The 14,740-nt window shown below is 51.7% G+C and carries 12 protein-coding genes and 2 pseudogenes; 5 read left to right on the top strand and 9 right to left on the bottom strand.

The window, feature by feature from the left end; translation table 11 throughout:
- Nucleotides 1-97 precede the first annotated feature (97 nt).
- The 4 genes and pseudogenes from NXS97_RS18440 to licT form a co-directional block, all read right to left on the bottom strand.
- Nucleotides 98-1,438 (bottom strand): MFS transporter, encoded by a 1,341-nt coding sequence (locus tag NXS97_RS18440; protein WP_116219803.1) that lies wholly within the window; start codon nt 1,436-1,438, stop codon nt 98-100.
- Between the two features lie 397 nt (nt 1,439-1,835).
- Nucleotides 1,836-1,925 (bottom strand): annotated as a pseudogene (locus NXS97_RS18435) (hypothetical protein); the annotation flags it as partial.
- Between the two features lie 20 nt (nt 1,926-1,945).
- Nucleotides 1,946-2,044, bottom strand: a pseudogene (locus NXS97_RS18430) (PTS transporter subunit EIIB); the annotation flags it as partial.
- Nucleotides 2,045-2,176: 132 nt separating this feature from the next.
- On the bottom strand, nt 2,177-3,010 hold the full coding sequence (gene licT / locus NXS97_RS18425; protein WP_031284132.1) for a BglG family transcription antiterminator LicT: 834 nt from the start codon (nt 3,008-3,010) through the stop codon (nt 2,177-2,179).
- A gap of 627 nt (nt 3,011-3,637) precedes the next feature.
- Between licT and NXS97_RS18420 the strand changes: the two genes are divergently transcribed.
- The gene (locus NXS97_RS18420; protein WP_110015939.1) at nt 3,638-4,306 is read left to right on the top strand and encodes an ATP-dependent Clp protease proteolytic subunit; all 669 of its coding nucleotides are present in this window, start codon (nt 3,638-3,640) and stop codon (nt 4,304-4,306) included.
- 193 nt (nt 4,307-4,499) lie between these two features.
- On the opposite strand, the gene NXS97_RS18415 is transcribed toward NXS97_RS18420, so the two are convergent.
- The gene (locus NXS97_RS18415) at nt 4,500-5,513 is read right to left on the bottom strand and encodes an NAD(P)-dependent alcohol dehydrogenase (RefSeq protein WP_105077896.1); all 1,014 of its coding nucleotides are present in this window, start codon (nt 5,511-5,513) and stop codon (nt 4,500-4,502) included.
- A 102-nt stretch (nt 5,514-5,615) separates the two neighbouring features.
- Between NXS97_RS18415 and NXS97_RS18410 the strand changes: the two genes are divergently transcribed.
- A complete protein-coding gene (locus tag NXS97_RS18410) occupies nt 5,616-6,014 on the top strand; it encodes a helix-turn-helix domain-containing protein (RefSeq protein ID WP_042676877.1) in 399 nt (132 codons plus the stop codon).
- Between the two features lie 187 nt (nt 6,015-6,201).
- Here NXS97_RS18410 and NXS97_RS18405 read toward each other — a convergent pair whose 3' ends face one another.
- A complete protein-coding gene (locus tag NXS97_RS18405; protein WP_246871030.1) occupies nt 6,202-7,308 on the bottom strand; it encodes a right-handed parallel beta-helix repeat-containing protein in 1,107 nt (368 codons plus the stop codon).
- An 83-nt stretch (nt 7,309-7,391) separates the two neighbouring features.
- Nucleotides 7,392-7,991, bottom strand: a complete 600-nt coding sequence (locus tag NXS97_RS18400; protein ID WP_064352250.1) for an NAD(P)H oxidoreductase — start codon at nt 7,989-7,991, stop codon at nt 7,392-7,394.
- Between the two features lie 97 nt (nt 7,992-8,088).
- Between NXS97_RS18400 and NXS97_RS18395 the strand changes: the two genes are divergently transcribed.
- Complete coding sequence (locus NXS97_RS18395; RefSeq protein ID WP_022623555.1) at nt 8,089-8,994, top strand: LysR family transcriptional regulator; 906 nt, start codon at nt 8,089-8,091, stop codon at nt 8,992-8,994.
- Here NXS97_RS18395 and NXS97_RS18390 read toward each other — a convergent pair.
- Nucleotides 8,984-9,106, bottom strand: coding sequence for a helix-turn-helix domain-containing protein (locus NXS97_RS18390; protein WP_228225577.1), 123 nt, complete (start codon nt 9,104-9,106; stop codon nt 8,984-8,986). The genes NXS97_RS18395 and NXS97_RS18390 overlap by 11 nt on opposite strands.
- A 669-nt stretch (nt 9,107-9,775) precedes the next feature.
- Here NXS97_RS18390 and ompC point away from each other — a divergent pair.
- Nucleotides 9,776-10,879 (top strand): porin OmpC, encoded by a 1,104-nt coding sequence (gene ompC / locus NXS97_RS18385; RefSeq protein ID WP_014605218.1) that lies wholly within the window; start codon nt 9,776-9,778, stop codon nt 10,877-10,879.
- An 85-nt stretch (nt 10,880-10,964) separates the two neighbouring features.
- Complete coding sequence (locus NXS97_RS18380; protein WP_026021031.1) at nt 10,965-11,393, top strand: GFA family protein; 429 nt, start codon at nt 10,965-10,967, stop codon at nt 11,391-11,393.
- Between the two features lie 162 nt (nt 11,394-11,555).
- Here NXS97_RS18380 and NXS97_RS18375 read toward each other — a convergent pair whose 3' ends face one another.
- On the bottom strand, nt 11,556-14,657 hold the full coding sequence (locus NXS97_RS18375; protein ID WP_116219802.1) for an efflux RND transporter permease subunit: 3,102 nt from the start codon (nt 14,655-14,657) through the stop codon (nt 11,556-11,558).
- Between the last annotated feature and the right edge of the window lie 83 nt (nt 14,658-14,740).

Raw genomic sequence — 14,740 nt, 5'->3', positions numbered from 1 at the left:
GCGCCTTTACCTTTTCCTGTTAAGCATTATTCCGCCATGTCATCGGCTACAAAAAAAGCGCCCGCAGGCGCTTTACTGGTTTTTCAGGTTGAACCCACTATTTGCTTGCCGGTGACAGGCTCTGATCAACCTCGATTTTTGCGGCGCTTTTGCGGCCCATGATCAGCACCGCGATACCGCCCGCCGCGCAGAGTACCGCCAGTGGCACCATCGCCAGCGCATGGCTGCCAGTTTGCTCACTGATAATGCCGTAGACGTTGACCATCAGGCCACCACCAATCAAATTCGCCATTGCGCCGATAGCCGCTAAGCCCGCCGCTGCGGTGGTAGAAGACATCCAGCCGGACGCCAGCGCCCAGAACGGGCCTTTCATGGAGTAAGCACCAATCAGAACCAGCGAAAGAATCACCACGCTTCCCGCCAGCGACTGCGTAAGGAAGGCAGAGAGCAGCCCACCCGCGATCAGGAAAAGCGTTAACGCGGTATGCCAGCGGCGTTCGCCCGTGCGGTCAGAGCTACGTCCCCAGACAATCATTAACACCGACGCCAGGCCATAAGGAATCGCGTTGACCAGCCCGGTGGTGAAGTTGTCGAGTCCAAACGACTTAAGCAACTGCGGCGACCAGACGCTCAATGTAGAACCGGCAGCCGAAGCCCCTGCGTAAATCAGCGCCATCACCCAGATATGTTTGTGACGCAGAAGCTGCCACAACGAAATATGACCAATCACTTTACGTTTTGCGTTCTCTTCAGCCAGCGTGGTGCTGAGCCAGTTGCGCTGCTCTTCGGTTAACCAGGTCGCATTTTCAGGGCGATTGCTTAACAGGAAAAAGGCGGCGACGCCTAAAAGCACGGCTGGAATGCCTTCTAAAATAAACAGCCAGTGCCAGCCGCGTAACCCGAACCAGCCATCCAGCGAGAGTATTGCGCCCGAGATCGGTGAACCAATAAAGTTTGCCGCCGGAATGGCCACCATAAACGTCGCGATGACGCGGGCGCGGTACTTACCGGGGATCCAGTAGGTCAAATACAGGATAACGCCGGGAAAAAACCCCGCCTCGGCAGCACCCAGTAAGAAGCGCAGGAAATAGAGCATTTCAGCGCTTGAAACAAAGGCGGTGCAGACGGACACGATGCCCCACGTCACCATAATGCGAGATATCCAAATCTTTGCGCCAATCTTTTGCATCGCTAAGTTGCTGGGCACTTCGAACAGAAAATAGCCGACAAAAAACAGACTGCTTGCCAGACCAAATACCGCTTTGGACAGGCCGAGATCCTCGTTCATTTGCAACGCCGCCATCCCGATGTTGCCCCGGTCAATGATAGCGATCAGATAGCAGACGATCAGGAAGGGAAGGATCCGTCTTATCACGCGTTTTACGGTCTGCTGTTCGATATCGGAGGTTAATGCGCCATTCGGCATCTTTTCAAACATGGTGTTCCTCGCAGAATTGTCATGGTTTTACGCCTGGATACATCGTTTGTTTTACTCTGTAAAACCGTGGTGTACAAAGTACACTCATTATCTGGTCAAACTTTTTCCGCCGCAGGTAAATGTTATGAGGTTGTGTTATTTGTCACAAAAAGGTATCAGCATAAGCGGCGATATGTGACGCTGGAGGAGTTTTTACGCTTTTAAACGGGAGCGATGTTGGGGAAATGCGACAGTCAAAATATCAGCAGAGACCGGCAAGGCTGGCGTTAGGCAGAGTCGCCTGATGGATGATGTGGCAGCGTCGGCTGCCGACGAGACAGAGGCCAGCCGCAAAATGGCAGGCAAGCTGAGGCAACAGAATCGCACAGCCTCAACCCGCCTGAGGGACGTTATGCTGTTAAGGACGGGCTGTTAACGATGCGCCTTTGGATGCAATCACGTCCTGATACCAGTAGAAGCTTTTCTTGTGACTGCGTGCCAGGGTGCCAGGGTGCCAGGGTGCCTGCCCCGGAAGCGAAGACGCGTGGCACAATGCACCAGACTGACGATGTTCTCTTTGCCGCCGACGTGGCTGAGAATATCCCTGGCCAACGGTTGATATTTCATGTTGATGTCCTCAGAGCGATGCCGCTGGCATCCGTTAAAAATAAAAAAACCTGAGAACGGCCCCCTTGTGTGTCATGGGCCGCGCTCAGGTTTTGCCTGCGCAATGCAGTTACAATCCTGTGTTAATCAGGCTTAATGCGCCTCTTTTCTTACCCGTTCGATATGAATGGCAAGAAACACAATCTCTTCTGTTGTCAGCTCACGCTGATAGTTTTGCTGTAGATACTGTGAAACCTTCTCCGCGCATTTCCAGGCTTTCGCATAGTTGTCTTTTACGGCTGAATGCAGTGAAACATCATCATCTTCCACCACGGTGCGCGTTAACATACGCTGCGCAAAAAACTTCAGATGCGTCACAAAACGCTGATAGCTGAGCGATTCCTCCTGATACTCCAGCCTCAGTTGATATTTCACCAACTGCAGGATTTCCTGCATAACCCGGGTGACGTGCATCACTTCAGGCATTTCACTGTTAAGTTGCGCCGTGACCAGGTGCAACGCGATAAAACCCGCCTCGTCCTCGTCCAACTCGGTGTGAAGACGACGGGCAATGATTTGCCTGGCCTCCTGCCCTAGCGCAAACTCTTTGGGATAAAGACGTTTGATATCCCACAGCAGCACATTTTTTATCGCCAGCCCTTTCTTCTGCCGCTCAATCGCAAAGTAGCAGTGATCGGTCAGGGTGATGTACAAACTTTCCTGCAATTTTCCCAGACATTCTGTTGCCCGTTCGATAATGCGATCGCAGGTCGTCATGACCTCCAGCGGGATCTGGTTGAGCAGTTCCCCCAGGCGGTGAACCAGCTCATCGTTTTGCAACGCAAACACCTTTTCGACGCGCTGTTTATCCAGTTCTTCACCGACCCGTTTCTGAAAGGCCAGCCCCCGGCCCATAACAACCTGCTCACGTCCGTGCTCATCCAGAACAACCACCACATTGTTATTAAGTATTTTGGCGATTTTCATCAGAACCCCAGAAACAAAAAAACCCGACTTCCGGCACAGGCCAGGAAATCAGGTTTTGCCTGCCGCAGCAGTAACAATTTAAAAAAGGCATCTTATCAGTTTCATTTTGCGCCTTAATACACCGCCACTAAAAACGTGATGTCGCGCGAAGGTCTCTTCATGTTTTCACTGCACGCGAGCGCAGACAGGCGAAAATACACACAGGATAAGGCGCGAATCGATGACCTGACCGACACTGACAGCGTTTTGTGTTGAGAGCGCCTTCAGTGCACGCGTCGAACGTGCCTGGTCAACGCATTCACGGTCATCCGGCAATCACTCGACAGCTGGATTATCCTCCATGCGCCGCCATTTGCTTTCAGGTGACAGCACTCCGTTCAGAGGCGCAGGTGTTCACTGATAACAGGTTTCGCGATATCCAAAACAGTGTTAAGCATCAGGTATTCCGAGATTCACGCTATTACTATCGCGAGGAAAAAAAATTCGCACCCTAACGATTAAAAATGCCTGATAAATAATAATGTGAAATATATTAAAGGGTAACAAAGCCCTGCAAATAACCAATCGGCATTGCATAAAATCCCTGTGGCTGATAAGAAATGAAAAAAACGGAGTGATGATTCAACAATGAAATATAACGCTTTGATAGCGGCCCTGTTTATTACGATCAGTGCACCCTCTTTGGCTGCTATCAACAGAGTCGTTGACGTCAAACGCCCGCCAAATACGGTTAAATCCGTAAAGGTGTTTTTTACCGGCGTGGTCACGCTTAATAAGGTGATGTCGCTTTCATCCGTGCTCGACGAGATCGGCCAGAATTATAAATCAGCCACGCAGGTGCTGCTCTATATCAGCAGCCCCGGTGGTGACATTGATGCCGGGAAAATTGGTTATCAGATCGTTAAAAACTCCCCCATTCCCGTTACGACCGTGAACGCCTCCTCCGTCGAGTCCTCGGCGACGATGATCTACTGCGGCGCACAAAAGAGGCAGGTTATGGGTGACAGCATTTTCTTATTGCATGCGCCAACCGTTGGAAACGCGCCGCGTAGCAATGTCAGTGAAAATATGCTGGACGAGAAAACCGAATTTACCAGCAGATACCGGAACATGATAAAAACGATTTATCAGTCCTGCACCCACCTCACTGACGAGCAGATTGAAAAGATCACCTACAGTGAAGATAACCATAAGCTGCTGGACAACAAGCAGGCATTAGCCACGGGCATCGCCACAGGCGAAATGACCGATTTTCAGCCTGCTGATGCCGCGTATTATATTCATGATAATGACTAAAGGATGATGAAGAGGGGCAGAGCCTGCAAGTCAGACGAGGTTCGAGCCGTTGGATGATAACACCGCTCACTTACCCGTGCTGTGCAGGGGGTTTTGTTGAAAAGGGTGCACAGCGTATGCACCCTTTTTTGACCGACGACAAGCAGGTTTTCGCCTCTTATGACAAGGCTTACATGCCCACTTTATCTATCTGTCACCACTCAACACAGATTTTGCCCAGATGCGAGCCGCTCTGCTGCCAGGCGAAGGCCTCGGCAATATCGTCATATTTAAACGTCCGGTCAATAACCGGCTTCTGGTTCATGCTTTCCAGCGCCTTCACGTAGTCAATCTGGTCCTGACGACTGGCAACGATCACGCCTTTAATGGTGACCTGCTTCGCCAGAACAGACAGAATGGAGAGCGTTGCTTCATCGCCGGAAATGATACCGATTTGGGTGATGTGCCCACCGATTTTGACCGCTTTCAGTGACTCGCCCAGCGTCGCCGGGCCGCCCACCTCAACAACATGATCCACGCCCACGCCGTTGGTCAGTGCGAGGACGCTATCGCCCCAGTTCGGAGTGGTGCGGTAGTTGATGGTTTCATCGGCACCCAACGCTTTAACGTGCTTAAGCTTTTCATCTGATGAGGATGTGGCGATCACTTTCGCGCCCATCGCTTTGGCGATCTGCAGGGCGGCCATGGACACGCCGCCCGTTCCCTGCACCAGCACCGTGTCGTTGGCCTGCAGTTTGCCTTCAGTGATCAGGGCGCGCCAGGCTGTCAGGCCAGACGTGGTGATCGTGGCCGACTCGGTGTGCGTCCAGCCTTGCGGGGCATGGGTAAAGGCATTCTCCGAACGCACGACATACTCACTGGCCATGCCATCAATGCCGTCGCCCGGCGTATGGGCAAAGCCTCCCACTTCTGCGGAAGGTTTGCCGGACAGCCAGACGGGAAAGAAGGTTGACACAACGCTGTCGCCCACGCGGAAATCCTTAACGCCTTCGCCAACGGCTTCTACCACGCCTGCGCCATCAGACAGCAGGATGCGGCCATCTTCGGTTGGAAACTGCCCGGTAGCGACAATCAGATCGTGAAAATTCAGGGAGCCGGCTTTGATAGCGACCCGAATCTCACCTTTGCCCGGTTGGCCCGGATCGGCGATGTCAGACACATGGATATTGTTGAGTCCGCCTGGTGCTTTAAGGGTAAGTGCTTTCATGCTTTTCTCCGTTAAAAGAGGGATGTCTTAATCAGCAGTTGCTAAACATAGACCATATGTGCATTTTATTAAATACGGTCATTTAGGTGATATAGGTACATTTTGGATACTGTAAAAACCCCAGGATATGAAAATTACGATGCGGTGGCCTGCCCGGTTGAAGCCACGCTGGAACTGATTGGCGGCAAGGGTAAAGGGATGATTCTTTACCACCTGCAAAACGAAACGCTGCGGTTTAATGCGCTAAGAAGACGGCTGGGTGATATCACGCCGCGGGTACTCACGCGGCAACTTCGGGAACTGGAAAACGTCGGGTTAATTCATCGCGAAGTGTATGCTGAAGTTCCGCCGAAGGTGGAGTACAGCATGACCGAAGAAGGCGCTTCGCTTGCGCCCTTGCTTGGGCTGTTAAAGCAGTGGGGAGAGCAACACGCGCTGGCCTTATTAGGCAAAAAAAACCCCGCCGTTGTGCCGGAAACGTCCGAGGCTGAAGCACAATGAATGGCCGTGCGCGGTGCCCCCAAAACCTGTTATGACTGATCCTGGACAGGTTCCTCCGCAGGATATCATGGGGAGGAACCTGAAACGCCGGTGGTGAGGTTCAGTCGTTCAGTACGTTTCCATCTGCCACATCACAAGGTGGCCCGCAGCAACCGATGACCGGTTTTCTGTGCTGTCTCGCCATTACTTATTTCTCAAGCACAGAAGCAACCGACTCACAGTTCACCGGCATCCTGTGCTCTGCCACGGAGACAACACAAAATCCGGCCGCATCTTTGCTGTAATGTGCCGCCACACTGAAACGATTGTGGCGTTTAATCTCCTCAACCGGCGGGATTGAGCCAGGCACACCACCTACTGCGGTTTGCAAGCCTACCGTCCAAGGCTGGGTAAACAGATTGTCGTTAACGCTAACCGGCCCGTCGGTCGGTACACCTCGAATATAAACACTGCCTCGGTTTGACGTCCCGTAGCGGCCATAATCAAACAGATTATTGTTTATGATGATGTTTTTCCCGCCATGGCCCTGCGCGCCCTTGTGCATATCAAACTGATGGTAAGCGCCCCGTGCTCCGCCATTGAGCACAAGGTTGTTATAAGCGTGATAGCCCTCACCGTCATCGCCTTTTCCTGCAATAGCATGACGATTAGCGTTAAAGGTATTGCAGTAGATATCGGCCTGGGCATGGCCATTTTGTACCACCACACCGTAGCCCAGTTGGGTACGGATATTATCGTGGATAACGTTGTGATGAATTTTATTGTCGACGGACGTTTTTACGCTAATCCCGGCCCACGGCCAGTGATAAATCTCATTGTTGTCGATATCAATATGATCGGTGCCGGGTAAAAACTGGATGCCAATCGTTTTATTCGGCGTGTCCGGTTGTCCAGAGGGGCCTTCAATACGCAGCCCGGTTATCCTTGCTTTAGCCTCAACAACATACACGGGATACTGATTAAGTCCGTCATTGAGCCATGGCGTTTGTAATAAAGCGCCCCGACTGCCTTTTTCACCACGATTGCTAAAAAGCGTCTGCCCGGCTTTAATGCGCAATGCCTGTGGCTGATTCGGCACCGTGATGGTGACATCACCCGGAACATAGATGAAGGGATGATTGCTGTCGACAGCCTGTTTCAACGCATCGAAAGTGCGGACAGTAACATAGTGGGCGACGTTATCCGGCGTAAGACGATCCTGATACTGCGCCCCACCTCCAATGACATCGCAACTGCCCACCGCGCTAATGGCAGAGCCGGATATCAGTAACAGGCACGCTATGGCTATTTTCATTTTGGTCATCTCTTGTCGACGCCCGATACAGGCCAGGCTGTCATGTACGCCGTTTTGCAGGGCAGCGATCGCCCTGCCATGCTTTATTCAATGGTGCTGTCTACGACCTCCTGCGCTTGTGCAAACAGTTGCTCATAATGCGAGTGGCTGTCATCAATCGTCTCCTCAACACCCAAGGTGTTATAGAGGAAATGAACCTCCACGTCACCGATCGCCAGATAGCCCGTAACGCCCATCATGTAATCCGTGATGTTTTTCTCCCAGCCATATTTAATAAAGGTTTGCTGAGAACCGCCGACCAGCGCCAGCCAGCGTACTTTTTTATCTTTTAACGCGCTGTTTTCACCGTAGGCCAGACCATAGTTCCATACGCGTTCCAGATAGCCTTTGAGCATGGCGGGATAGCTGTACCACCACAGCGGAAAGACAAAAATGATCGCATCACGATCGTCAAGCTCACTGAACAGACGATGCACCTCCGGTGAGTAGCGCTTAGCCGGATTTTGCCACTCGGGTTCGTCCTCTTCCCGCATCGCCGGATCAAAGCCACTGCGGTAGAGATCCAGCGTCTTAACATGTGCGCCCCGCTGCTCCCCCCGATGGCGCAGGCTTTCCACCATCTGTGCGGTGAGTGAATCGGCACGGGGATGTGACCAGACGATATACAGGTTTGTTGATTTCATCTTTCACCTCATCTTGTGTTGAGGCATTCACATTACGCTCGCCACATTAGTGTGTGAAACGTATGATTTGAGATGGGTTAATGAGAGATTTTCACCAATGAAACTGAACGTCTATGACTTTGCGACCTTTATCGCGGTTTCACGGCACAAAAGTTTTCGCGCGGCCGGTGACGAGCTTGGCCTGTCGCCCTCGGCGGTTAGCCACGCAATAAAGCAACTTGAGCAGCGGCTGAAAATCCGGCTGTTCAATCGCACAACGCGTAGCGTAGCCCTGACAGAAGCCGGAGCAAATCTGTATGAGCGTTTGCGCCCGGCCTTTGATGAAATCAATGTGATACTCGATGAGGCTAACTGTTTTCGTCAGACGCCCATGGGCTCGCTAAAAATTAACTCATCGCGTCTTGCCTCGCGCATGGTGTTAATCCCACTGGTGGCAACATTCAGTCGGCTTTATCCGGATATCCGTGTGGAAATCACAACGGAAGACCGGCTGGTCGATATCGTGAAAGAGGGATTTGACGCGGGTATTCGCCTCAGCAGCAGGCTTGAAAAAGATATGATCGCGCTTCCCGTTGGGCCCAAAATCAGGTTGGTTGTGGTGGCAACCCCGGACTATTTCGCCCGCCATGCACCGCCTGAGCACCCGCGTGACATCATGAATCATCAGTGCGTGATGTTCCGTCACGGCAGCGGTCGCATTTATCAATGGGAATTCAGCGGCCCGGAAGGCAGGCTTGAGATACTTCCGGCCGGTAATATCCTGCTGGACGATATGGACGCTCAACGTGATGCCGTGCTGTGCGGTGCCGGACTGGGCTACCTCTATCACGAACAGGTAAAAGATGAACTGGCAGCTGGCCGTCTGGTTCCGGTACTGGAAGCGTGGTTACCAGAGCAGCCCAGCCTGCAGTTTTACTATCCTAATCGCCACTATATGTCATCGGCGTTAAGAGCATTTATTGACCACATCAAAGCCGCTTCGCCAGCCGCGGTTAGCTGTTAAGATCGTACTCTTTCAACTTACGCCACAGGGTGGTCGGGCTGATGCCAAGGATGGCTGCCGCCCTGACCTTATCCCCTTGAGTTTGGGTGATGATACGCGTGATAATTATCACGAATAAAAAACGGGAGCTTTTCAAAAAGAAAAGAGAGATTGATTAACCATTTCATTCTGAAAGTGAAGATGTGAGGCAGTTAACGGTGAATGGATATTGAGAAACTCAACAGTTTTGCTGAGGACGCAGATCCGGGAAGATAAACGCGGTTAACAAATACTTGTGATAAACATATCCACTTTTTTAAACACCTCGTTCTTATTAAACACTATTTTAACAGAGTGCAATAGAGACGCTGTACATTATCAACCCGTCTCTTATGGTAAGATCTCACCTTCCGTGTCAATAAATGCAAAACCTTTAATTACGTAAAAACACTTCCCTCATCTTTATTCTTTTATTAATGAAGTTATAAAAAACAGAGCATGTCAGAAAAAACAATTAACAAATAAGTCATAATAAGAACAAAAGAAAGAACCCATAAAAAACAACGGATAATTCCAAAAATAGCAACAACGAAAAGATAAAAGCAATAATTTTAAGACAAACAGAAAACACACCAGCCCTTCTATTTAGACGCAGATCATACAAACACAAACAAATCGAAATGGCAGGAAACTTATTATTGAATTCATACCGCATTGTCATTTAAAAATAGTGAGCCATTTAAGCGCGCCTCATCCATCAGTGGCTCTGGTTAATATAAAATAAAACTACAGGATTTCTCTCATGAAACTTAAATTAGTTGCAGTGGCAGTAACTACATTGTTAGCAGCAGGTGTAACAAATGCTGCAGAAATCTATAACAAAGACGGTAATAAATTAGATCTCTACGGTAAAATGCAGGGTTTGCACTATTTCACCAGTGATAAAGGTGAGCGTGGTGATAATTCATATGCTCGCCTCGGTGTAAAAGGGGAAACGCAGATCACCGACCAACTGACCGGATTTGGCCAGTGGGAATACAACATGCAGGCGAACCGCGATGAAAAATCTGAGAGCCAGTCATGGACGCGCTTAGGCTTCGCGGGGCTCAAATACGGTGACTATGGTTCGTTCAACTACGGCCGTAACTACGGCGTGGTTTACGATGTTACCTCCTGGACCGACGTGTTGCCGGAGTTTGGCGGCGACACCTATGGCTCCGATAATTTTATGCAACAACGTGCCAATGGCCTGGCGACCTACCGTAATACCGACTTCTTTGGCCTGGTATCCGGACTTAACTTTGCCTTACAGTATCAAGGCAGAAACGGCGGTGCTGATGGTGAAGGCAACAGTGTGACGAATAATAACCGTAATGCTGCGAAGCAAAACGGCGACGGCTACGGTGCAGCAGTGACCTATGCCTCTCCTCTGGGCATCAATGCCGGTGTGGCCTATTCTCATTCCAAACGCACACTGGACCAGAACGGTCTGGCATTGGGTGAGGGTGATAATGCCGAAACGTATTCAGCCGCGCTGAAATACGATGCCAATGCCGTTTATCTGGCGGCACAATATACCCAAACCTACAATGCCACACGCGTTGGTAATGGCAACCCAGGCTTCGCCAACAAAGCACAGAATTTCGAAGTCGTTGCGCAGTATCAGTTCGACTTTGGTCTGCGCCCCAGCATCGCTTATCTGCAATCAAAAGGGAAAGATCTTGAAGGCTTTGGCGACCGGGATTTAGTGAAATATGTTGATTTAGGTGCGGCCTATTACTTCAACAAAAATATGTCAGCCATCATCGATTATAAAATCAACCTGCTGGATGAAACCGACTTCACTCAGGCAGCGGGCATTTCAACTGACAATATTCTGGCCGTCGGCCTGGTTTATCAATTCTAATTCCGACGCACTCGTGTTAAGCCAGCTCTCAGAGCTGGCTTTTTTATCACCCGCATATTTACCGCTCTGGGGTACAAGGATGGTTTTGACAACATTTACCGGGCGTTGCCTTTGTGGTGAGTGTCAGTTCGCCGTCGAGATCGATGAACTGAACGTGCATGCCTGTCATTGCACGTTGTGTCAAAAATGGTCAGGCGGGATTGCCATGTACATGGAAGCGGCCAGTGCGCCAGCATTACTCAGGCAGTCAGCCTCGCCCTCATGTTTCACCTCGTCTTTACAGGGTAAACGCTATTTTTGCCCCGGCTGTGGTTCTCCAATGTGGTTGTTGTTGACTGACAGCCAACGCTACTTTATTCCCTGGACACAGCTTGACCTGACTGAAGATGTGCAGCGCCGTCTGGTGCTGGCCGCTGAAATCTACACCGAGACTCAGCCTGCCTTCTGGCGCCTTACAGGGCAATATGCCCGCTTTAGTGGCAAAGCGTTCGAAGCCAGAATGCCGCACCGCTAATCGGTTTCCTCAGCCATCCCTCATGCACTGACGCCAGCGGCGCAGTCACGCCACCTCACAGCAGTAAAGATCATCACGCCATCTTAACAACCTAGTGCGCTATCTGACCCGACAACCGGACGAATGGCTATGTTGCCCTCGCCCGGCCTGATTCAGAGGCGCTTAGCGCTGCTTCGGTTTTAGTTTTTCGACCGCCTTCATCACTGAAAAATAGAACAGGGGTACAAAGAATATGGCCAGCAGCGTGCCGCTGATCATGCCACCAAATACGCCACTGCCGATCGCCTGCTGCGTTCTGGCACTTGCTCCGCTAGCCAGCATCAAAGGTACCACGCCCAGGGTAAAGGCCAGCGACGTCATCAGGATCGGGCGTAAACGCATCCGCGAGGCTTCCAGCGTTGCCTCAACCAGCCCTTTGCCGCCTTCGTGCATCTGCTTAGCAAATTCGACAATCAGAATGGCATTTTTTGCCGACAGTCCAATAATCGTAATCATCCCAACTTTGAAGAATACGTCGTTCTGCATATCCATCAGGCTGACGGCAATGACCGCGCCCAGCAGGCCAAGCGGCACGACCAGCATAACGGAGACCGGCACTGACCAGCTTTCATAAAGCGCCGCCAGCACCAGGAACACCACCAGCATGGACAGCACCATCAGCATAGGCGCTTCAGAGGCCGATTGCTGCTCCTGTAACGAGCCACCGGTCCACTCTATTGCAAAACCTTCTGGCAGCTGTTTCGCCAGCCGGCTCATCTCGTTCAGCGCATCGCCACTTGAATAGCCGTGTGCGGGATTGCCGGTTATCTTGATTGACTGATAACCCTGATAACGAACCAGCTGCAACGGGGAGGTTTCCCACTCCGCATGAACAAACTCAGCGAGCGGTGCCATTCCGCCGGACGCATTGCGCACGTATAACCTGAGAATATCCTCGGGTTGCATACGATATTTCGCATCGGCCTGAATGATGACCTGCTGCATACGATCGCTGTTGGGAAAATCATTGACGTAAAGCGAACCTATCGCGCCGGAAAGCGTCTGGCTGATCTCATCAAAAGCCACGCCCATCGCAAAGGCTTTTTGTCGATCGATATTAAGCCGGATCATCTGCCCATCGGGTAAGCCGTCAACGTACACATCCCGGACGACAGAACTCTTCGCCGCAAGCGCCAGCAACTGCTCCTCCGCCTTTTTCAGCGCCGCATAGCCTTTGCCGCCGCGATCCTGCAGGCGCAACGTAAAGCCCGATGAGTTCCCCAGCTCGTCAATAGCCGGGGGGATCAGATTAAAGGTTTCCGCTTCAGGATTCGCTGACATCACTTTCTGCGCGCGCGCGGCTTCAGAAAAGGCGGTGGCCCCCTGACGATCTTCCCATCCTTTTAAGGTGGTGAAAGCCATGGCGGAGTTAGGCCCGGAACCCGCAAAGCTGAACCCCATTATCGCGATAGTTGACTGCGTCGCCGGGCTTGAAAGCACCTGCTGTTCAAAAGCTTTTACCACGTTCAGCGTGCGTTCGCTGGTCGCGTCCGAGGGGAGCTGAATGGAGGTCATAAAGTAGCCCTGATCCTCCTCCGGCAGAAACGAAGACGGCAGGTTTTTTATCGCCAGGAAGAACAGCAGGCACAGCGCCGCATAAACCGCTAACGCACCGCCTACCCGTTTTAATAAACAGCTTACGCCCTGGCCGTAAAGGTAAGTCATTGCTGCAAACTTATGGTTGAACCAGCCAAAGAAGCCCTTTTTCTGATGAGCATGCCGATCAACAGGTTTTAACAGCGTGGCACACAGCGCCGGCGTCAGGCTGAGCGCCAGGAAGGCGGAGATCAGGATAGAAACCGCCATTGAGAGCGTAAACTGCCGGTATATCGCCCCAACGGAACCACTGGCCATCGCCATCGGGATAAAGACCGCGCTCAGCACCAGCGTAATCCCGATGACCGCACCGGTAATCTCCTTCATCGCCTTTTGCGTTGCCGCTTTCGGGCCCAGCCCCTCTTCCGTCATGATTCGTTCGACGTTTTCCACCACCACTATCGCATCGTCAACGATGATTCCAATCGCCAGCACCATACCGAACATGGTTAATACGTTGACCGAGAATCCCGCCAGCAGCATCACGGTAAAGGTGCCCAGCAGCGCAATCGGCGCAACAATCGCCGGGATAAAGGTATAGCGAACATTCTGTAAGAACAGATACATCACAAGGAAGACCAGTATCATGGCTTCGATAAAGGTATGAATGACCTTCTCAATCGAGATCTTCACGAAGGGCGTCGTATCAAACGGAATGCTGTAAGCCATTCCCTCTGGCATAGCCTGACGCAGCTCGTTCAGACGGAGTTTGATCCGCTCTGCGGTTTTAACCGCATTGGCGCCTGGCGAAAGCTGAATCGCTGCCGCGGTAGAGACGCGTCCGTTTTCACGGGTGGCAAAACTGTAGGTTTGCGATCCGAGCTCAACCCGCGCCACGTCGCTCAGCACCACGCGAGATCCATCCGGATTGGCGCGCAGGGTAATACTGGCGAATTCCTGGGGTGAACCAAGCTGGCCTTTGACCAGTAGCGGATAGCTGACCTGCTGGCCAGCAACCGCCGGTGCGTCACCGGTCCGTCCGGGCGCGATCTGGGTATTTTCCGTGTTGATTTCCCGACTGATATCGCTGACGGTCAGGCGATACTGGCTAAGCTTGACCGGATCGACCCAGACCCGCATCGCTTTCTCTGCGCCAAACAGCTGCACGCGGCCCACGCCTTCAATACGACGAAGCTCTTCCGTGATATTGCGTGAAAAGTAGTCGCTCAGATCGGCCTCAGTGAGTTTGCCATCTTTAGACGTCAGCCCGACGATCATCAAAAAGTTAGCGCCCGAGGCCTCAACGCTCAGGCCATTCTGCCGCACGACCTGGGGCAAGCGCGGCTCAATCACTTTGATACGGTTTTGCACATCAATCTGAGCCAGCTCAGGATCGGTGCCGGGCGCAAAAGTCACCGTAATGGATGCCATACCGCTGGTATCGCTGGACGATTCGTAATACAGCACGTGCTTTGCCGATGAAAGCTCACGCTCAATCAGCGCCACCACGCTGTTGTTCATGGTTTCCGGCGTTGATCCTGGATATGAGGCGGTGATGCTGATAGTCGGCGGTGCCACCGAGGGATAAAGCGCTACGGGTAATTTTGGAATGGAGAGCAGGCCAAACAAAATAATAAAAACGGCAATAACCCAGGCAAATACCGGTCGATTAATAAAAAACTGAGGCATGATTTACCCTGACTGAATATAAAAAAGATGAGGGCAGAAAACCGTCACCTGTTACGCTGCAAGCCCCGCAGGTGTGCGCGCTT

This window comes from Pantoea sp. B623 (genome assembly GCF_024814475.1).
GTDB lineage: Bacteria > Pseudomonadota > Gammaproteobacteria > Enterobacterales > Enterobacteriaceae > Pantoea > Pantoea ananatis.
Note: the sequence above shows the minus strand (reverse complement) of the source record. Positions and strands in the feature narration are given on the sequence as shown.